This is a genomic window from Flavobacterium sp. UBA7680 (assembly GCF_002482975.1).
Taxonomy (GTDB): Bacteria; Bacteroidota; Bacteroidia; order Flavobacteriales; family Flavobacteriaceae; genus Flavobacterium.
Genome location: NZ_DLHA01000018.1, coordinates 50,856 through 72,690 on the forward strand (window position 1 = coordinate 50,856; position 21,835 = coordinate 72,690).

Here is a 21,835-nt window from a genome sequence, read left to right on the forward strand (position 1 = left end):
TAAAAATTTACATTTTTAATAACAATAATCAAGTTCAGAAACTAAAACATTTGCTTACTTTTGCATCTTCCATTTTTTTAAACTATCTATGAAATTATTATATTCTTATATAATCAAACACAAAATGCTTTTGCTTTTTGCGTTGATTATGGCCTCTATAAACATTTGTTTCAGTTTATCAGACTCTATTATTACCGGTAAATTAATGCAGGATTGCGGTGTTGGATTACACAAATACGAAGGAAATCCAACTGGTTTTATCAAATCCCTTTCTTTTTGGCTTGGACTTTCGCTTGGTGCTGCGATGATTTCCAGAATTACCAAAAACTTTCAGGATTATTTCACCAATGTGGTGATCCAGAGAACCGGCGCACAAATGTATACCGACGGAATTAAAAAATCGCTCGATTTACCTTACGCCGAATTTGAAGATCAGCGAAGCGGTGAAACTTTGAGTAAGCTAACCAAAGTCCGTTCTGACTCTGAAAAATTAATCACGCTTTCGATTTCTTTGATTTTTCAAACCGTTATCGGATTCATTTTTGTAATTCTTTATGTTGCTCGAATTGATTACCGAATTTCGATTATCTTTTTAATTACAGCACCAATTATTGCTTTGGTAAGTTCTTATTTAGGTAAAAAGATCAAGATTGTTTCTAAGAAAATTGTCAATCAAACGAATGCTTTGGCTGGTTCTACAACGGAGAGTTTACGAAACATCGAATTGGTAAAAAGTCTTGGTTTAACGTATCAGGAAGAGAAACGTTTGAACTTAAACACTTTTAAAATTCTTCAATTAGAATTAGAAAAAATCCGATTCATTCGAAGCTTGAGTTTTATTCAGGGAACAACGGTTCACTTTTTAAGAACCTGTGTTGTTTTCACTTTATATTATTTCCTATTTGGAGGAAAAATTATTGTGGGTGATTTGCTTACAATGGTATTCTTTACCTTTTTCATTTTTGGTCCGCTTCAGGAACTTGGAAATTTCATTATTGCTTTGAATGAAACCAAAGTCTCAATGGAAAATTTCAAAACATTATTAAGCGCTCCAAAAGAATTCCGTCCGAAAAGTCCAAAACATGTTGGAGCAATTCAGTCGTTATTATTTTCGAATGTGAGTTTTCAGCATAAAACGGCAAAATTCAAAGCAGTTGAAAATATCAACTTTGAAATTAAACAAGGTCAAACTGTTGCGTTTGTCGGCCCGTCTGGTTCCGGAAAAACGACTTTGGTAAAACTATTAGTTGGATTGTATACCCCGGCTGAAGGTCAGGTTCTTTATAACGAAATTGATTCTACCGAAATTGATTTACTTGATCTAAGAAAACAATTAGGTTTTGTAACACAGGATGCACAATTATTCTCTGGAACAATCCGCGAAAACTTATTATTTGTTAAACCAAATGCAACCGACGAAGAATTATACGATGCCTTAAAAAGAGCAAGCTGTGATAAACTTCTTAAGCGTGCCGAAGATGGTTTAAACACTACAATTGGTGAAGGCGGAATTAAAGTTTCGGGTGGAGAAAAACAACGTTTATCTATCGCAAGAGCTATTCTTAGAAATCCGAATTTATTGATTTTTGATGAAGCGACTTCGGCGTTGGATTCTATTACTGAAGAAGAAATCAATGCGACAATTAGAAATATATCTGATAAAAACAGAATCACGGTTTTAATTGCACACCGTTTATCTACTGTAATGCATGCTGATAGAATTTTTGTTCTGGAACAAGGTAAAATCATTGAGCAAGGTAAACATGATAATTTAATTGTGGAAAGAGGTTTGTATTATGCTATGTGGCGTCAGCAGATTGGGGAAAGAAAATAGTTTTTGAGGTTCTAAGTTGCTGAGATACTAAGATTCTAAGTTTTTAAATAATGATCCATTAAACGTTTTATTTGTCATTTATCCTTCGACAAAAGGGAATAAAATGAGAAAATACTACAAATACAAAACCCGACAGATTTTTAAAATCTGTCGGGTTTATGTTTTATTTGATAAAATCAATTATAACATTTTGTACTTATTAATAAATGTATTCTGTGATTTTAAATCTTTCTGATACTTTTACAGGATATCCTTCTTCATTATAGACGTATTCTATGTTAGAAGAATTTGAATTTAAATAATTTCCATTCCATAAAACAGATGACATAGTTGTTTTAACTGCATTATTTACAAATACATCCTTCATTAATAAATCAAATCCTAAAACATTTTTAAAAGGATTATTATTTGTATCATATTCATATAAATATTCTGTCGTGTCTGTATCATAATAATTGATATACGAACCCCAACTAATCACCGAAACTCGTTTTGTCAAATTTCCATTGACAAAAGTAAGCTGATCAATATTACGTTCTAACTCGATATCTCCTAATTTCTCTGCTTCAAAAAATTCTAAATCTTTATAATATGTTTTCATTACAGCATTGCTATCAGCATTATACGTGTAAACACTTCTCTCTCTATAGCTTCCATTTGGATATTTAGCTGTAAAATTTTTTGAGTAAGCTGTAGAAACCAATTTGTTGTTTTCATAAGCATATGAATATTCTTCTTTCTTTACATCACTGCCACTTTGAGTATTATACTTAATTTCTTTAACAATAAAATCTCCCTCGTAGGTATAATCAGTCCTTTCATTTTTACTCGTTTTACTTACGATCTTATTTCCATTATAAGAAAGCGTTTCTAAAATTTCAGAAGAATTGTCCGAGTTACTAATCTTTATTGTCTTTGGCAAGACTACAAATTGTTGTCCTAGCTTCATATTATATGTCTTATTATTACTATTAGTATCTTCATCTACAGAAGAACACGAACTCAAGACAACTAAGAAAGCCGTTAAAAAATAAAATAAATTCTTTTTCATAATATTTTGGTTTTAAATTAACCCTCAAAATAATCTGCTTTTCATTTTACTTATTACCCCTAAAAGCTATCAAAATAACATTTTAAGCCATTTCATGTAAATGCAAAAAACCCGACAGGTTTTTAAAACCTGTCGGGTTTACTATAGGAATAAAAAACTTAGTCCCTTAGAATCTTAGCACCTCAGAACCTTATTTAAGAAACTCAATCGCTTTATCCAAAGCCTCAGCAATTCCATTTGCATTTTTTCCTTTTCCAGATGCGAAGAAAGGCTGTCCTCCTCCATTTCCGTCAATATATTTTCCTAATTCTTTGATTACCGCATTAGCATTTAAGCTTTTGCCTGCAACCAATTCTTTAGCGATATAACAATGAATATTTGGTAAACCATCTTCTACAGAAGCCAAAAACACAAACGAATCTGGTTTTGAACTTCCTAATGCAGAAGCCAAATCTTTAGTCGAAGCCATGCTTAAATCAACTTGTTTAGCAAGGAAATTTACTCCGTTTACCTCTTGGAAATCTTTCTCTAATTCTGATTTTAAAGCCCCTACTTTTTCTTTTAATAATTGCTCAATTTGTTTTTTCAACTTAGCATTATCATCCTGAAGCGAAGCAACAGATTTTAAAATATCCTGCGGATTTTTAAGCGTTTCTTTTATCTCTGCCAATGTGTTTTCCTGGTTTAGATAGAAGTTTTTCACTGCATCACCAGTAATTGCTTCGATACGACGAATTCCAGCTGCAACAGCACCTTCAGAAATAATTTTGAAATGCCAAATCTCTGCTGTATTTTTTACGTGAATACCACCGCATAATTCTTTACTATCACCAAATTCAATCATACGAACATTATCGCCGTATTTCTCACCAAATAAAGCCATTGCGCCTTTATCCAATGCTTCCTGAATTGGAATATTTCTGTGTTCAACCAACTGTAATTGTGCTTCAATTTGAGCGTTTACAGAAGCTTCAACTTGTTTAATCTCTTCATCAGAAACTTTGCTGAAATGTGAGAAGTCAAAACGCAGGTAATTCGGATTTACCAACGATCCTTTTTGCTCCACATGCGTTCCTAAAATGCTTCTCAAAGCTAAATGCATTAAATGCGTAGCCGAGTGATTTTTTGAAGTTGAAGTTCTTAAATCAGTATTTACTTTTGCTACAAAACCTGCTTCTACATTTTCAGGAAGCTGTTTTGCAAAATGCAAAATCAAGTTATTCTCTTTTTTAGTGTCGATAATTTCAATTGTTTCGTTTGCCGAAACCAATGTTCCTTTATCACCGACTTGTCCTCCACCTTCTGGATAAAATGGCGTATTATCTAAAACGATTTGGTACAAAATACCATCTTTTTTAGAATCAACTTTTCTAATACGAGTAATTTTTACTTCGTTTTCTGTTTTATCATAACCTACAAATGTTTCTACATTTCCAGGAATCAAAACATTCCAGTCTTCTGTTGAAACTTCAGATGCTGCACGAGAACGTGTTTTTTGTTTTTGCAATTCAACTTCAAATTCTGCTTCATTATAAGAGAAACCTTTTTCTTTTAGAATTAAAGCTGTCAAATCTTTTGGGAAACCAAATGTATCATACAATTCAAAAACCTTAGCACCAGAAACTTCTTTTCCTGTAGTTTCTGTAACTACATTTTCCAACAATTGTAAACCTTGATCTAAAGTTCTTAAGAAAGAAGCTTCTTCTTCACGAATTACATTGGTAACTAATTGCTGCTGTGATTTAATTTCAGGGAAAAATTCTCCCATTTGGTTTGCCAGAACTTCTACCAATTTATTGATAAACGGTTCTTTAGTATTCAAGAATGTAAATCCGTAACGAATTGCACGACGTAAAATTCTACGAATAACATAACCAGCACCAGTGTTTGACGGTAATTGTCCGTCAGCAATTGCAAAAGCAACCGCACGAACGTGATCTACAACAACACGAATTGCGATGTTGGTTTTATTTTGTTCTTCGCTGATGTTTTTTACTTCATCAGATGTATATTTTAAACCTGTAATTTGTTCTACTTTTTCAATAAGCGGTGTAAAAACATCGGTATCATAATTTGATGTTTTTCCTTGCAAAGCCATACACAAACGCTCAAATCCCATTCCGGTATCAACGTGTTGAGCAGGAAGTTTCTCAAGAGATCCGTCAGCTTTACGGTTGAATTCCATGAATACATTATTCCAGATTTCAACTACTTGCGGGTGATCGTTGTTTACCAAACTTTTTCCTGTAACCAAAGCTTTCTCAGCTTCCGGACGTAAATCAACGTGAATTTCAGAACAAGGTCCGCATGGTCCCTGATCTCCCATTTCCCAGAAATTGTCTTTTTTATTTCCAAGAATAATTCTGTCCTCATCAATTAAAGTTTTCCAGATATCCCAAGCTTCCTGGTCAAAAGGAACATTATCTTCTTTACTTCCTTCAAAAACAGAAACATAAAGATTTTCTTTTGGAATTTTATAAACTTCTGTCAAAAGCTGCCAAGCCCAGTTGATCGCTTCTTTTTTGAAATAATCTCCAAAAGACCAGTTTCCTAACATCTCAAACATAGTATGATGATACGTATCAAAACCTACATCTTCAAGGTCATTATGTTTTCCAGAAACACGAAGACATTTTTGCGTATCGGCTATTCTTGGACTTTTTGGAGTTCCGTTCCCTAAGAAAAATTCTTTAAACTGGGCCATTCCCGAGTTATTGAACATTAAGGTTGGATCGTCTTTAAGAACGATTGGAGCCGATGGAACAATAAGGTGTCCATTGCTTTTAAAAAAGTCTAAAAATTGCTTACGTACGTCTTGTGATTTCATATTTAAATTAGAAAATGTATCTGTTTACAAATGTGTCAATTTGATAATGTGATAATTAGAAAAAATCTTAAATTAATAATGCGTTAATTTTAAAATCGAAAATTAAAACTTATGTTTTACAACAATAAATTCCCTATTTTGCGCATTATATAATTATGTAATTCCCCCAAATTATCAAATTATTTTGTTCTTGTAAAAAAGTCGTCAACAACTGAAACATTTAGCACTTTTGTTCGACTAATTGATTTTACAAGCTGCAAAAATAGCGTATTTTAAAATATGGCGAAAGTAAAATATTATTACGACTCAGAAAATCTGGCTTATACAAAAATAAAAACCAGAAAAAGAATCAAAATCGGTTATGCTTTACTGTTTTTAGTGGCTTCGGCATTGTTTGGATTTTTAGTTTTTGTACTTTTAATTAACACACCGTATTTTGAAACACCGAAAGATCGTTTGCAGGCACGAGAAATTGAAAATTTAAAACTGCAATATTCAATTTTGAATAAAAAACTGGACGAAATTGACGCTGCCGCAGATGCATTAGAAGAACGAGACAATAATATTTACAGAGTATATTTTAATAAAGCTGAAATTCCGGATTCTATTAGAAAAGCAGGTTTTAGAAACCCTGAAAGATATAAGATTTTAGAAGGTTACAACAATTCGCAGCTGGTTTTGAATACGACAAAAAGAATTGATAAACTTTCAAAAGAATTAGCAATTCAGTCTAAGTCATTAGACGAAATACTGAAATTAGCCGGTGCAAAAGAAAGTTTATTATTAGCAATTCCGGCGATTCAGCCCGTGCGAAATGAAAATTTAAAACGTGTTGCTTCTGGATTTGGATACAGAATCGATCCTTTCACGAAAGTGCGAAAAATGCACAACGGAATGGATTTTACTGCCAACACAGGAGCGCCTGTTTATGCCACCGGCGACGGTGTTGTGGCAAGGGCTGACAACACGGCTTCGGGCTTTGGGAACCATGTAGTGATCAGGCATGGTTTTGGATATGAGAGTTTGTACGCGCATTTAAGCAAATACAACTGCAGACCCGGACAACATGTCAAACGCGGTGATGTTATAGGTTATGTAGGAAGCACAGGAAGATCTGAAGGGCCGCATTGTCATTATGAAGTCCATAAAGATGGTAAAGTTGTAAACCCGCTGAACTTCTATTACGGTAATATTTCGGCGGCAGAATACGTGGCAATTTCGAAAATGGCAAACCAGGAAAATCAGTCATTAGATTAATACTACAAAAAGTATTATTTTTGAAATAAATTAGAAACAAAAAAACATGCATATTGAGCTTTCAAAAGATAAAAGATATTACAGCATTGGCGAAGTTGCCAAAGCTTTTAATGTCAATCCATCCTTGATACGATTTTGGGACAGCGAATTTGATATTCTAAAACCAAAAAAGAACGCCAAAGGCAACAGAATGTTTACTCCAGAGGATGTAACCAATCTGCAATTGATATATCATTTAGTTAAAGAAAGAGGTTTTACGCTTGAAGGAGCCAAAACACATTTAAAAGAAGGTCAGAAGAAAACATTAGATAAATTCGAAATAATACGTAAATTAGAGACCATTAAAACACAATTAAACGACATCAAAAACGAATTGTAATTAAAAATAGAAATAAACTTAAATCAAAACAAATATGAAAAAGTGGTTAATCCCTGTAGGAATTATTATCGCATTTATTGCTATTATCGCATTTTGGTCGATTGGAATTAAAAATACTGCTTTACAGCACAGTCAAGCTGTAAGTAAAGAATGGGGTAACGTACAAACAGCTTACCAAAGAAGAAATGACCTTATTGGGAATTTAGTAAACACGGTAAAAGGTGCTGCTGATTTTGAAAAATCAACTTTAACAGCAGTAATCGAAGCTCGTGCAAAAGCGACTTCTGTAACTATTGATCCAAGTAATGTAACTCCAGAGCAATTGGCACAATTCAATCAGGCTCAAAGTGGTGTAACTTCATCTTTATCAAAATTATTGGTTTCTGTGGAGCAATATCCAACATTGAAAGCAAACGAGAATTTCTTGAAATTACAAGATGAATTAGCAAGTACAGAAAATCAGATTTTAACAGCTAGAACTCGTTTTAACGAATCTGTACAAACTTATAATGGATATGTTTTAAAAATTCCAAACAACTGGTTCCTGAGCGAATACAAAGAAAAACCATACTTCGAAGCTTCTACCGGAGCAGACAAACCAGTTGAAGTAAAATTCTAAGAATTTAATATTTTTAGAAAATAATCTAAAATCACAAATCTAAACTCTAAAATATTTCACATGTCAAAAGTAGAAGATTTTTTAACCAAAGCAGAAGAGCAGGAAATTGTTGAAGCTATTCGCATGGCCGAAAATAATACTTCTGGCGAAATTAGGGTTCATATAGAAAAAACAACTTCTAAAGCTCATTATGACCGGGCTTTAGAAGTTTTTCATGAATTGCGAATGCATGAAACCAGACTAAAAAATGGTGTATTGCTCTATTTTGCAGTTGATGATAAAAACTTCGTAATTTGCGGAGACAAAGGAATCGATGATTTAGTTGCTGATGATTTTTGGGATTGTACCAAAGACATTATGACCAATCATTTTAAATCTGGTAACTTTAAACAGGGAATTGTTGATGGTATTTTGAATGCCGGAGAACAACTTAAAAAACATTTTCCTTCATTAGCAGACGATACAAACGAATTATCTAACGAAATCTCAAAAGGATAAATAATGAAAAATTCCAATAATAAAATTTTAAATTCCAATAGAATTTTTCAGTTTACTCTTTTGTTTATCACGCTTTTTATCAGCAATAACATTTTTGCTCAATTCGATATTCCAAAAAAACCTGATTTTCAAACTTCTGTTTATGACTACGCAAATGTTTTAAGTGCTTCTGAAAAAACGCAGTTAGAAGAAAAATTAGTTCGTTATTCTGATTCTACTTCCACTCAAATTGTAGTCATTACTATCGAAAGCTTAAAAGGCGAAGATATTGGAATTCTTACTCCAAAATGGGCTCAGGAATGGGGAATTGGACAAGCAAAAGAAGATAATGGGGTTTTAATTTTATTGGCTAAAGCCGAAAGAAGAATCTGGATTTCGCCTGGTTACGGATTAGAAGATCGTTTAACGGCAGGAATTGGAGGGGAAATTACCCGAAATATTATTATCCCTGAATTTAAAGCAGGAAGTTATTATCGCGGACTTGATAAAGGTGCCGATGCACTTTTTGATGTTTTTAAAGGCAAATATAAAGGCGAACGCAAACAATCTAAAGGAAAAGACTTTCCTATACTTCCATTTATCGTTATTGTTGTAATTGTTTTAATTTTACTTTCTCGCGGCAAAAGAGGAGGTGGAAATTCTGGCAGCAGTGGCGGCGGTCCAAGTCTAATGGATGTAATCCTTTTAAGCAGTCTCGGCAGAAGCAGCGGCGGTGGATTTGGAGGTTTTGGCGGAGGATCATCTGGCGGAGGCGGAGGTTTCGGCGGTGGATTTGGCGGCGGCGGATTCTCTGGAGGAGGTTCTGGCGGAAGCTGGTAGGAATTTTGCTTCAAGTTTTCTTTGTTTCAGGTTTCAAGTTAGGATTCATGTTTAAAAAATCTTATTTTTACAATTTACAATTCAATATAGATGTTATCACATAAAGCGAAATACGCCCTTAAGGCCTTACTTTATTTAGCAGAACAAGACGAAAATCACATTTCTAGAACTATAGAAATTGCTGATGGCGCTAACATTCCTAAAAAGTTTTTAGAACAGATTTTATTAGACTTAAAACGAGGACGTTTTGTGAGCAGTAAACAGGGGAAATTTGGCGGATATTACCTGATAAAATCAAAAAATGACATCACTTTGGCAGAAATTCACCGATTATTTGACGGTGCAATTGCACTTTTGCCATGTGCTTCTTTAAATTTTTACGAGCCTTGCTCTGATTGTAAAACCGAGTCTGAATGCAGTCTGCGTCACGGTTTAATGCTTATTAGAGATAAAACTTTGAAGGCTATGGAAGGCATCACAATCGCTTCATTAGTAAATAAATAAAAAAATATTTTCTAATTCCTAGTAAATCGATAGAATTAATATTTATATTTGCACAAAATAATTAACTAACCATTTACAAAAATTTTAACATGAAAGTACATTTTAGACGATCGAGTGTATCAAAACTTTTGCAAAATAAACAAACAAAGCTTTCTGCTTCTGTAAAAAGAAATTCATCTATGATGTGTATGTGCTGTTGATTTAAAAAAATTTTATTTTAAATTCTACTAATCATATATACTTACTATAAAACATGAAAAATTCTACTAAAAATATACTTACAATTTTATTCTTTTTAACCTTCTCTATTTCATTTGCACAAAACATTGAAGGTGTAGTTACAACAAGCGAAAACGTACCTTTAGAAGCCGTAAACGTGGTAATTAAAGGAACTACAACAAGTGCTGTTACAGATAACAGCGGTAAATTTACAATCGATTCAAAAGGAAGATTACCAATAACACTTTTAGTTCAGTATGTTGGTTATACAACATCTGAAATTGAAGTTACTTCAATCCCTGTAAATCCTATTCAGGTTTTACTTAAAGAAGAAAACGAACTTATTGAAGTTGTCGTTTCTTCAAGAAGAAGAATTGAAAAAGTTCAGGATGTGCCAATTGCCATTTCTGTTATTACAGGAAAACAAGCAGAACAAACAGGAGCTTTTAACGTAAACCGTATTAAAGAATTAGTTCCTTCGGTTCAGCTTTATTCTTCAAATCCAAGAAATACAGGTATCAATATTAGAAGTTTAGGTTCTCCATTTGGTTTAACAAATGACGGTATCGATCCGGGAGTTGGATTTTATGTTGACGGTGTTTACTACGCTCGTCCGGCTGCGACAACTCTTGACTTTATCGACGTAGAACAAATCGAGGTTTTACGTGGACCACAAGGTTCTTTATTCGGAAAAAATACAACTTCTGGAGCATTCAATATTACAACTCGCAAACCAAGTTTTACATCAGGTGCTGACTTTGAAGTGAGCTACGGAAATTACTCCTTCTTACAGGCTAAAGCTTCTGTTACTGGTGCTTTAGGAAGCAAAGTTGCAGGTAGATTATCTTTCTCAGGTACATCACGTGATGGTTTAGTGGATAATGTTGCAACTGGAAGGTCTACCAATACATTAAACAATCAAGGTATTAGAGGTCAGTTACTTTGGACTCCAACTGTAAATACTAACGTTATATTTGCGGCTGATATTACAACGCAGCGTCCTGATGGTTATGCACAAGTTGTTGCTGGTGTTGCTCCAACTCAAAGAGCGGCTTATCGTCAATTTGATGCTATTATTAAAGATTTAAATTATCAGCTTCCAAGTCAAAATGCATTTGATCGTAGAATTGATCAGGATACACCTTGGCGTTCTAATCAGGATATGGGAGGTTTATCTTTAAATGTTGATACAAAAATTGGAGGCGGAACTCTTACTTCTACAACTGCATGGCGTTTTTGGAATTGGGATCCGTCAAATGACAGAGATTTTACAGGATTACAAGTATTAGCTAAATCTCAAAACCCAACAAGACAAACTCAAATTACACAAGAGGTTCGTTACGCAGGACAGTTAACATCTAAAATTAGTGGTGTTGCCGGAGTATTCTTTATTGATCAAACATCTCAAACGGATGGAACAGAAGAATCTGGAAACGCACAATGGAGATTTTCTCAAAGCACTACTAGCGCATTATGGAAAACTCCGGGGCTTTTTGAAGGATACGGAATCAAAACTGATGCAAGAATCAGAGCTTCGAGTGCTGCGGTATTTGGACAAATTGACTGGGCAATTACAGATTGGTTACACGTTTTACCAGGTTTAAGATATAACTTTGACAAAAAAGACGCGCATTACGCTCGTACAACATACGGAGGTTTACAAACTACTGATCCGGCATTGTTAGCGTTGAAAAAATTAGTTTATTCTGATCAGGCTTTTGATTCAAGTACAGATAACACTGACTTTTCTGGAAACATAACGGTTACTTTCAAAGCAAATGACAGAATCAATGCTTATGGAACTTTTGCAAAAAGCTACAAACCGGTTGGTGTAAACGTTGCGGGTCTTCCAACAGATTCTAAAGGCGCTCCTTTATTAGATCTTGCTGTTATTAGACCTGAAAAAGTATATCATTATGAAGTTGGGGTAAAAACTTCTCCTTTCAAAAATTCAATCTTCAATATTGCTGCGTTTAAAACAGACATTAAAGATTTTCAAACTAACGTTCAGGCTGCTGAATTGGGTGTAAACCGTGGTTATCTTGCTAATGCAGATAAAGTACGTGTACAAGGTGTTGAATTAGATGCAAGTTTTGTAGTAAGTTCTCATTTAACGATAAATGGTGCTGCAACTTATACAGATGCTATTTATGAAAAATTCACTAATGCACCGCTTCCGTTAGAAGAAACTGGAGCTCCGGTATCTTTCAAAGATGTTTCTGGAACTAATCTTCCGGGTGCTTCAAGATGGGCAGGATCTTTAGGCGGAGAGCTTTCTGATAGTGCAAGATTCTTTGGAAACGCTGGAAAAGTTTTCCTTGCTATTGATTCTTATGCTCGTTCTGAATTTTCTTCAAGCCCTTCGGCTTCAAAATATTTAGTTGTACAAGGCTATGCAATTTTTAATGCTCGTTTAGGTTTCCGTGCATCTCAAGGTTTATCTGTTCACTTTTGGGGACGTAACCTTTTAAATAAAGATTATTATGAGCAGTTATTGCCTGCAGGAGGTAACGCAGGACAATATGCTGGTGTATTAGGTGACCAAAGAACTTACGGAATCACATTGAAATACAACTTATAAAATAAATTAAGAATTAAAACTAAAAACTGAATTAACGGGATGCGCTTAAAAGCGTATCTCGTTTTTTTTGCAAAATACTTTTTGAAAGCATAATTTACCTTAAACTGTTATTTTAAAAACCTATAGAGGTATGTTGTTCTGTCTTAAACGTTGAATTTAGTGTTTTAGGCAATTATTCTTCTTCTAGTTGGAAGATAATTAGCAATATAACCGAAATACTAAATGCAGAATTATTACAATTTTACAGTTTCAGATAATCAAATGTCGTACAATCCTTATTGGTACGTAAAGTCAAATATCATTTTAAAATGTATATCAGGAATTTTAGTTTTGGTTTCTGGGTCTGTTTTATCACACTTGAGTGATTTTAAAATCGGATTTATTTTCTCAATTCTTATAAGTGCTGTTTTAATTTTTAATGGCATTTATAAATTCGTGATTAAAAATAAAACGACATTTATTTTTGACAAAACAGAAAACGCTTTGTACAAAATTACATTGTGGGGTAAAAAGAAAATGATTTCCCTGAATAATGTTATAGATATTGTATCAAAATCCGGATCAATGAGTTATCATTATGTTCTTACTTCTAAGGAAAACAAAAAAATTAAAAAGATCAAATTAACATCCAGCATTAAAAACGAAAATAAATCCAATCCCGAAGTACGCTTTTTAGAAATGGAAATCATACCGCAGCTGGAATCTTTTTTAAACTTAAATAGTAAAGTCATCTTTTTCGAATCAAAGTATTGTTCTACAATTTAGATTTTAGATTTTACAAAAAACTCGGATCAAATTAAAATTTGATCCGAGTTTTTTGTATTCCTCTGTCACTTTGTTACTTTGAACCTTTGTCTCTTTAAGCCTCTGAACCTCAAAAAAACCTATTCTCTCTGCCTTCTTTTCCCTCCTTTTTCAGAACCAGTAAAGTTTCCGATTTTATATGCCAGAGAAAACATTACGTAACGTCTTAAAACAGTGTTTTCTTCATCGCGAATTGCAGTTGCAGAAATCGTTCTTGTAGCACTTAAATTTTGATTTAAAACATCATATACTTTTACTTTTGCGTAAAGCTTTTTATCAAAAAATCCGTACGATAAACTAGTGTTCCATAGATAAAAATCTTTTTTGAAATCTCCCGAAATATTCGAATTATAAGTGTATCCGAAATCATTTCCGAAGATTAAATTTTCTGGCCAGTACGTTGTTGTCTGTAAATTGATTCGGTGTACCACATTTGAAGTTGCATCTCTTGAATAATTTTCATATTTCGACTGATTGTATGACAAATTATAAGATGGTGCAATAGTCAATATTTCTCCATAATCATATGATAAATAAACCTTTGGAGTAATCGAAGTTGATTTTGCATTGTATAAAACAGCATTTGTAAATCCTTTGTCAAAAGTATAACCAGCATTTAATCCTAAACCGTATCTTAAAGTATGTGCTCCTCTTTTTACCGACTGATTCCAGTTTGCGCCAATAGATGCATTATAAACGCCAGAAATATTTACATAAGTTGTATTTCTTTTTCCGCTTTCGTCATAAATAGAAGTCGACACGATATCATTATCATAATAATCTCCTTTTAAATATAAACTGTAACCAGAACGCGAGCGGAAATCGTAATTTTTGAAATTGAAATTTACACTGCTTTTTTCTATCGGATGTAAATTTGGATTTCCGACAATAGTATTCAGCGGATTATTAAGGTTCACAACAGGCATTAACTGCGTTGCAGACGGCAGTGCATTTGAATAATCATATTTAATGGATAAATTTTTAGAACGTGTAAACTTGTATCTAAATAGCGCAGTCGCAAATGGCAATGCATATTTTTTACTTAAATCGGTCGCATTGTTTAAATACAACGAATGATTATTAAAATTTACGATTGAAGTTCTACTGTCAAGATTTAATGTAAACTTGTTTTTTTGCAGTGTAATTCCGGCTTTTGGTGTAACCGAATTTTGTATCGAACTTGTATAGTTACTCAAAGACAAATTTAAATCACTATATTCTTGTGTATCAGGATTGAAATTAAAAGTCTTTTGATCGTTTACAGAACTATTCCAATCAAAATCAGATCCAAATCTCACTCTTAAAGAATCAGTTATTGGTTCTGTATATTCGATATCTGCAGAATAAGCGTCGCTGCTGTTTTTTTGTTTTGTAGTTTGATTTCTTTCGTCATTCGGCTGATTATCCTGGTGGAAAATTGTTTCAGAAAGGTTCAAACCATTAGTATCCGTACTTGTATTATTATTGGTAAAAACAAAACTTAGATTTCGAGATTTCTTTTCGAAAGTTTTATTGAAATTGATCATATTTCCAAAATTAAAATTGTCACTTTCAGAATATGATTTAGAATTGCTTTCGTTTAACGCATTTCCGTTTTCATCTTCAGAAGAACTTGATGAAGTCGAATTGCTGTTCGTACGCGATTGATTCAGCTTTGGTGCCACAACAATTCGCATACTTGGATTAATTTTATATTCTAATTCAAAATTGACATTGTTTCCGGTGCTTTCATTTCTTGTTTTAGATTCGGCCTCTGTAATAATATTCCCAGTCGGTAAAAAACTAAGCTGATTCGATTTGCTATCGTTATTATTAATCGAATTCGAAAAATTATAACTTCCCATCGCCAGCAGGTCTTTCGTCCAGTCGTCAGAATAATTAAGTCCAACTAAATTTGATTGTGTAATTCCTTTTCCGCTTCCGCCAGAACTTGTACTTCCACCTCTTCCGCTGCTGTTTCTGCCGCCCGCCATATTATCAAAAACATCATCCATAGAAAATCCGGTTGCGTTTATATTATTGGAGGAAGCCAGTAAGCTTATTTTTTGTTTATTATTAAAATAATTGAGGTTGACATTGGCTTCATAACGATCATCTGTACCATAACCGCCCATTATTTTTCCAAAATAACCTTTGTTTTTCTTTTCATCAATGGTAATATTAATACTCGAAAAATCTGAAGTTGATTCTTGTTTAGCCAATTCTTCTTTCTTGGTTTTAAAATCAGAAACCTGAATCTTTTTTATAATATCTGCCGGTAAATTTTTAACGGCAATGGCTCCGTCTTTATCAAAAAAAGTTTTTCCATTTACTAAAACCTGATTGACCTCTCGCCCGTTTACGGTAATTTTTCCATCATTATCGACATCAAATCCGGGCAATTGTTTCAGTAAAGTTTCGACATTAGAATCTGGACGGACTTTATAAGACGCCGCATTAAATTCTAAAGTATCTTTTTTGATTGTTATAGGCGCAGCTTCTGTTTTAATAACAACATCATTTAAGGCGTTTACATTTTCAAGCATGTATATTTTACCGAAATCTTTACTTTCTGTAAGTCCTTTATATTCTTCAAAATAGGTTTGATATCCCATATAACTTACCTTCAAAAATACAGGTTTGTCATATTTTTTAATGTCCATTCTAAAAGCACCATTTTTATCTGTAGTGGCATATTCAATAACGGTAGAATCTTTAATTGTAGTGAAATAAACTGTCGCCATTTCCAGCGGCAATTGGGTATTGACGTCTAAAATTGCTCCTCTAATAGTAATATCATTCTGCGAATGGGCGGTAAAGACGAAAAGGAAGAAAAACGATAAAAATGAATAAATCTTAGTCATAAAAAATTTGGTTAGTTAGATGTTTAGACTACAAAAAAACGAAAAGGTTTAATTGTAGTTTTTACATTTATTCAAATAGTATGCCATTTTAAGATTTATTAAGGTAACGAAAAATATCTTAAAAGCTTCACATAAACACATAAATATCTGATTTTCAAAAATTTAAACCCGGCAAAAAAGGGTAAAACTCCCCTTTTAAAAACAGTATTTAACCTAACTCCTATTTCATCAAAATACAAAAACTTTGCAGCAACAACCAAAAGGAGAATTCAGAAAATCCTAAAACAGAGTATGACAGAAAAGTCGAAAACTGATAAGAGTAGGCAACTTAAAACCAATTACCATGAGAAATATTTTTAAAGGTTCCTTAAGAGGATATGTATGTGAAGATTGTCTTGAAGCCGTATCTGAAGTAGAAATTTTAATTTATCATCCATACAGAAACGCTGATTCTACGGCAAATACAGCATCAAATGCAAAAGATACATTTCGTTTTGTTTCAAAAGAAGAAGCAAAACAAAGAGCAGAATTACTAGCGTATAAAGCAAAAACAGATGCAGAAGGTAATTTTCAAATTGAAGTTAGTGAAAACCATCTTGACGCAAGCTTCGATATTGATTTTGTGTGCGGCACTGTTCCGCCAAAACATCCTAAACCAAAAAGAGATGAAATAGTACAGTTGCATATTACGACTTTTTCGATGCGTTTAGAGCTTGAAAAACAAGCAAAAGATGAAAAATACAGATGGAATTACGCTATTGCTTATAAATGGTGGTGTTATATTCGCGGACACTTTTTTGATGCATGGGTTATCTGCGGTCATTTAATGAACTGCCAGACTAATAAACCCATTGCTAATGCAAAAGTTACGGCAATGGATGCCGATTTTTTAACGGATGATAATTTAGGAACGGCAACAACGGATTCAAACGGGCATTTTAGAATTGATTATACTTCTGCCGATTTTAAAAAGACTTTTTTATCGCCATGGATAAACATAGAGACTGATCCTAGTTTTCTCTCTTTTCAAAGCGGGCCTGATGTTTATTTTAAAGCGGAATTAGGCGGTACAAAATTAGTTGACGAAACTAAAGCAGATGCACGCAAAAATGTTGGTTTTTGTTTATGTGTAAATTTATGTTCTGATGTAAATGTTGTAGATCCAAACGATCCTAATTTTCCAAGTGCGTGGACAGGAATTGGGGCTGCTTTTAGTTCCTCTTACGGATCAAGCAGTTATGATTTTGATGCTGATGGTTTTGCCGGAGCTGGTAAAAACGTTTTATACTCTGTTATACGATTAACAGGACAAGCTGCGCTGAGATCAGGTTCAGGAAACCCAATCGAATACCGCTTTAGAGTGAGCGATACAACGGCACCAAACAATACGGTTAGTTTACCAGAATCTAATTTTACCAAAATTGTTGGAGTAACTCCTGGATTATTTACTTCAAGCATAGTTTCTAAACTAACCCGCAAAGTTTTCTCTTTTATTCTTAACGATATTTTTGTTTGGAGTGACCAAAGTGATTTTGATGCCGAAGGCTGGTTTGATGTCAATCATGCTATCGAAAGAACTTTAATTGCTGTGGGCCTAACTCCTGCCGATTTAGCTCTTTATAATATTATTGAAGAAGATACGCTGATTTCGCTAAATACTACAGCACTTACAACAGCTCCGAGTATTCCACCAAATAGCGTAAATGCAGGACAAAACATTCCTGCGGGAAGTAAAATTCCACTAGAAAAATTTGCTATCAGATTTGAAATCAGAGAAGTGATCGATAAACCTTCTAATAATTTTGGAGTTATTGGCGGAAACGGAAAAACATTAAATTCTGTTGTGATGAATAATAATCCAATCTATAGAAAATTATCTATTAAGGAATTAGACGAAAGCAGTCTTTGCAGTCCTATAAGCGGCACAATTCATGGTCGATATACTGTTTATCACCCATATTTAGCTGGCTGTAGTCTGCACTTGAATAATAATAGTCATACGGTTGAAAGAGATATTTTGGATGGAGTAATCAATGCGCTTCCAGCTGTTGATGAAAGAACTAACAATAGTTCGCAGTTAAATAATCCTCCTGCAGATATGACGCGTTGCACGTATACATTAAAACTGTATTCATCAACCAGAAAACATAATGGAGATTATGGCGATTCTGACGGTGGAACACCTCTAGAACAATTATTCTTTTATGATGTTTAAAATCATTTTATATCAAAAAAGCAGCATATCGAATTTGAAATACTGCTTTTTTATTTTGATAAAGATTCTTGAAAATCTATTTCTCTCTGATATAAATATCGATTGGAACTCCTGCGAAATCCCAGTTATCACGAATTTTATTCTCCAAATATCTTTTGTATGGTTCTTTAACGTATTGTGGCATATTAGCAAAAAACACGAATTGAGGTGTTTGAGTTGGCAATTGCATGCAATATTTAATTTTTACATATTTTCCTTTTGTCGCTGGCGGCGGATAAGCTTCGATTACTTTCAACATATATTCGTTGAATTTTGAAGTTGCAATTCTTTGTTTTCTACTTTCAAAAACCTGAACCGTAGCTTCTAACGCTTTTAATAAACGCTGCTTAGTTAAAGCCGAAACGAATAAAATTGGCACATCTGTAAATGGCATTAATTCTTTTTTGATTTTTTCTTCGTAATCACGGCTTGACATGGTATCTTTTTCTACCAAATCCCATTTGTTTACTAAGATTACAACACCTTTACGGTTTTTCTCAGCCAGCCAAAATATACTTTGATCCTGCCCTTCAAAACCACGAGTTGCATCGATTACTAATATACAAACGTCAGCATGCTCAATTGCTCTTACAGAACGCATTACCGAATAAAACTCTAAATCTTCCTTAACTTTTGCTTTACGACGAATTCCGGCAGTATCAACCAAATTAAATTCAAAACCAAAACGGTCAAATTTTGTATCGATTGCATCACGTGTTGTTCCAGCGATATCAGTTACGATATAACGATCCTGACCAATTAAGGCATTGATAAAGCTAGATTTTCCAGCATTAGGACGTCCTACAACTGCAAAACGAGGTAATTCTTCTGTAACCTCAACTGGTTCTTTCTCTGGGAAAGCATCAATTAATGCATCTAATAAATCTCCTGTTCCGCTTCCAGAAATACTTGCGAAAGTAAAATAATCTCCTAAACCAAGATTATAAAACTCAATCGCATCTTTCTCACGCATTGCGTTATCTACTTTGTTTACAGCCAATAAAACTGGTTTTGTTACTTTACGAAGTAACTTTGCAACCGTTTCATCCATTGGTGTAATACCTTCTTCTACATCAACTACAAAAATAATAACATCTGCTTCGTCGATAGCAAGCTCCACTTGTTTACGTATTTCACCTTCAAATACGTCATCGCTTCCGCGAACGTATCCACCGGTATCAATTACAGAAAACTCTTTTCCGTTCCACTCGCTTTTACCATAGTTTCTATCACGGGTAACCCCAGATACTGAATCTACAATAGCTTCTCTTCTTTGTATCAGCCTATTAAAAAGGGTTGATTTCCCTACATTAGGTCTTCCTACTATCGCAACAATGTTATTCATTTTTTTGAATTTTAGATTTTAGATTTTAGATTTCAGATTTTTAGTTCCCTAAAAAGCTAATCACTTGTAATCCAAAATGCTTTATTTTAATTTTTTGCAAAGGTAGGTAAAAAAGTGGCTAAATCACTATGTTTCTAAATACCTCAGCTTTTATCTTTTTTAGGAGCTATTTCCTGCTATCCGTTTCAATCTTTTGTTCCGCTAAAGAAGCGTCACAAAAGGATTTCCACTTCTATCAGGGCTAGGGCTTTACGGTTTCAGGAAAAGTTTATTACAAATTATTTTTCTTTTCTTAACCAGCCCAACAGTCTTTTATTATCTATTTTATAATTCTCTTTTTGAAATTCTAAAGTGATAGTTTCTCTCGAATCACTAAAAGGCCCGGGATTTTGCTGAATAATTTCAACTTCATTTTCAGAAACTTTAGAAATTATGGCAACATGCCCAAATCTATTTAATAATGATCCTGAAAAAATCACCACATCTCCAACTTGAGGTTTCTTTTTACTTGGATTTGTATATTGAATTAAATTTCTCTTTGAATTCAAACTACCATCATTAACTTTTGGGTCAAAAAAATCTTTTGCATGACCATAAGCATCTGGCATTTTATGATTGTAATATTCGTAATAATATCGTTTTACAAATTCAACACATTGATATTTAAGTCCTAAATTGTAATTATCTTTTGTAACATTTCTTCCGGAAACATTATCTACACCGCCATTATAATAGACTTTCACCCCATTTAAACTATCCAGAGATTGTCCTATTTTATAATCTGAATTTGGATTTATTTTCTTGACAGCTTTTAATCCTGCATAACCTAAAACTAAGACTGAAATAATGATGAGAGCGGTCTTTTTAACTTTCATTTATTTTCTTATAAAATCAATGTTCTTATCAATTTTGTTTGCGTGAGGGATAGAAGTGGAAATCCTTTTGTGAAATGAAATGGAACAAAAGATTGCAACGGATAGCCCGACCCGAAGGGGCACGCCCAAACTAGATTATTGATTATAACCAAATCGTTTCAGCATATTAGCATTGCTTCTCCAGTTTTTATTCACTTTTACGTAAAGTTCGATATGAATTTGTTTTCCGAAGAATTTTTCTAAATCTACACGGGCATCAGTTCCAACTTTCTTTAGAGCAGCGCCTTTATGTCCGATGATAATTCCTTTTTGTGTATCGCGTTCGACCATAATTACAGAACGGATTCTGATAATTTTCTCGTCTTCATGAAATTCTTCTGTCACAATTTCTACTGCATACGGAATTTCTTTACTGTAATTCAATAAGATTTTCTCACGAATGGTTTCGTTTACGAAAAAACGTTCCGGTTTGTCTGTTAATTGGTCTTTTGGATAATAAGCCGGAGATTCTGGAAGTAATTCGATAATGCGGCCAAAAACTTCGGGAACATTGAAATTCTGTAAAGCCGAGATTGGGAAAATTTCAGCGTTTGGCACTTTTTCTTTCCAGAAACCAACTTGCTCTTCTAATTGTTCTTGATTTGAATTGTCGATTTTGTTCAATAATAACAAAACCGGAATTTTAGCATAAATGATTTTATTAAAGAAAGCTTCATCTTTTAAGTCCTGCTCTCCTATTTCGACCATGTAAATTAAAATATCAGCGTCTTCAAAAGCCGATTTTACGAAGTTCATCATCGACTCCTGCATTTCATAAGCGGGTTTGATGATTCCGGGAGTATCTGATAATACGAGTTGAAAATCTTCGCCATTTACAATTCCTAGAATTCTATGACGTGTTGTTTGTGCTTTTGATGTTATGATTGATAATCTTTCTCCAACAAAGGCATTCATTAGTGTCGATTTTCCAACATTTGGATTCCCGATTATGTTTACAAAACCTGCTTTATGTGACATTTGCATAATATTTAATTTGCAAAGGTAGTCATATCAACTCAATACAGAAAATAAAACATTTTTTAAAGTTTTCGTTGGATTTCCCAAAAATCGGCGTATCTTTGCACCC

At 33.6% G+C, this 21,835-nt stretch carries 16 protein-coding genes; 10 read left to right on the forward strand and 6 right to left on the reverse strand.

Going from position 1 to position 21,835, the window contains the following annotated elements:
- The first annotated feature begins 88 nt into the window (after nt 1–88).
- On the forward strand, nt 89–1,834 hold the full coding sequence (locus B3C18_RS04490; RefSeq protein WP_291143063.1) for an ABC transporter ATP-binding protein: 1,746 nt from the start codon (nt 89–91) through the stop codon (nt 1,832–1,834).
- 199 nt (nt 1,835–2,033) lie between these two features.
- Here the strand turns inward: B3C18_RS04490 and B3C18_RS04495 are convergent, their stop codons facing one another.
- Both B3C18_RS04495 and alaS read right to left on the reverse strand, forming a co-directional pair.
- On the reverse strand, nt 2,034–2,885 hold the full coding sequence (locus B3C18_RS04495) for a hypothetical protein (RefSeq protein WP_291143066.1): 852 nt from the start codon (nt 2,883–2,885) through the stop codon (nt 2,034–2,036).
- A 190-nt stretch (nt 2,886–3,075) separates the two neighbouring features.
- Entirely contained in the window at nt 3,076–5,712 is a 2,637-nt protein-coding gene (gene alaS, locus B3C18_RS04500) for an alanine--tRNA ligase (protein WP_291143069.1), read from the reverse strand.
- 279 nt (nt 5,713–5,991) lie between these two features.
- Between alaS and B3C18_RS04505 the strand changes: the two genes are divergently transcribed.
- From B3C18_RS04505 to B3C18_RS04540, 8 genes are all read left to right on the forward strand, one after another.
- Nucleotides 5,992–6,969 carry a peptidoglycan DD-metalloendopeptidase family protein gene (locus B3C18_RS04505; protein WP_291143072.1) on the forward strand — a complete coding sequence of 326 codons (978 nt, stop codon included), beginning with the start codon at nt 5,992–5,994 and terminating at the stop codon, nt 6,967–6,969.
- Between the two features lie 46 nt (nt 6,970–7,015).
- Nucleotides 7,016–7,348 (forward strand): MerR family transcriptional regulator, encoded by a 333-nt coding sequence (locus B3C18_RS04510; RefSeq protein ID WP_291143074.1) that lies wholly within the window; start codon nt 7,016–7,018, stop codon nt 7,346–7,348.
- A 34-nt stretch (nt 7,349–7,382) separates the two neighbouring features.
- Nucleotides 7,383–7,967 (forward strand): LemA family protein, encoded by a 585-nt coding sequence (locus tag B3C18_RS04515; RefSeq protein WP_291143077.1) that lies wholly within the window; start codon nt 7,383–7,385, stop codon nt 7,965–7,967.
- Between the two features lie 60 nt (nt 7,968–8,027).
- Entirely contained in the window at nt 8,028–8,465 is a 438-nt protein-coding gene (locus B3C18_RS04520) for a TPM domain-containing protein (protein ID WP_291143079.1), read from the forward strand.
- 3 nt (nt 8,466–8,468) lie between these two features.
- Nucleotides 8,469–9,284, forward strand: coding sequence for a TPM domain-containing protein (locus B3C18_RS04525; protein WP_291143082.1), 816 nt, complete (start codon nt 8,469–8,471; stop codon nt 9,282–9,284).
- 90 nt (nt 9,285–9,374) lie between these two features.
- On the forward strand, nt 9,375–9,788 hold the full coding sequence (locus tag B3C18_RS04530) for an RrF2 family transcriptional regulator (RefSeq protein WP_053470541.1): 414 nt from the start codon (nt 9,375–9,377) through the stop codon (nt 9,786–9,788).
- 253 nt (nt 9,789–10,041) lie between these two features.
- Entirely contained in the window at nt 10,042–12,588 is a 2,547-nt protein-coding gene (locus B3C18_RS04535) for a TonB-dependent receptor (protein ID WP_291143091.1), read from the forward strand.
- Nucleotides 12,589–12,810: 222 nt separating this feature from the next.
- Nucleotides 12,811–13,353: a hypothetical protein gene (locus B3C18_RS04540; protein ID WP_291143095.1), complete on the forward strand. Its 543-nt coding sequence runs from the start codon at nt 12,811–12,813 to the stop codon at nt 13,351–13,353.
- A 119-nt stretch (nt 13,354–13,472) separates the two neighbouring features.
- Here B3C18_RS04540 and B3C18_RS04545 read toward each other — a convergent pair whose 3' ends face one another.
- The gene (locus tag B3C18_RS04545) at nt 13,473–16,235 is read right to left on the reverse strand and encodes an outer membrane beta-barrel protein (RefSeq protein ID WP_291143098.1); all 2,763 of its coding nucleotides are present in this window, start codon (nt 16,233–16,235) and stop codon (nt 13,473–13,475) included.
- Between the two features lie 343 nt (nt 16,236–16,578).
- On the opposite strand from B3C18_RS04545, the gene B3C18_RS04550 reads away from it, so the two are divergent.
- Nucleotides 16,579–18,450, forward strand: a complete 1,872-nt coding sequence (locus B3C18_RS04550) for a hypothetical protein (RefSeq protein ID WP_291143100.1) — start codon at nt 16,579–16,581, stop codon at nt 18,448–18,450.
- Nucleotides 18,451–18,526: 76 nt separating this feature from the next.
- Here the strand turns inward: B3C18_RS04550 and der are convergent, their stop codons facing one another.
- The 3 genes from der to era all read right to left on the reverse strand — a co-directional run bounded on the left by der (nt 18,527) and on the right by era (nt 21,726).
- Nucleotides 18,527–19,834, reverse strand: coding sequence for a ribosome biogenesis GTPase Der (gene der / locus B3C18_RS04555; protein WP_291143102.1), 1,308 nt, complete (start codon nt 19,832–19,834; stop codon nt 18,527–18,529).
- Nucleotides 19,835–20,112: 278 nt separating this feature from the next.
- Nucleotides 20,113–20,709, reverse strand: a complete 597-nt coding sequence (locus tag B3C18_RS04560; RefSeq protein WP_291143105.1) for a CHAP domain-containing protein — start codon at nt 20,707–20,709, stop codon at nt 20,113–20,115.
- Between the two features lie 135 nt (nt 20,710–20,844).
- Nucleotides 20,845–21,726 carry a GTPase Era gene (gene era, locus B3C18_RS04565; RefSeq protein WP_291143108.1) on the reverse strand — a complete coding sequence of 294 codons (882 nt, stop codon included), beginning with the start codon at nt 21,724–21,726 and terminating at the stop codon, nt 20,845–20,847.
- Nucleotides 21,727–21,835: the final 109 nt, after the last annotated feature.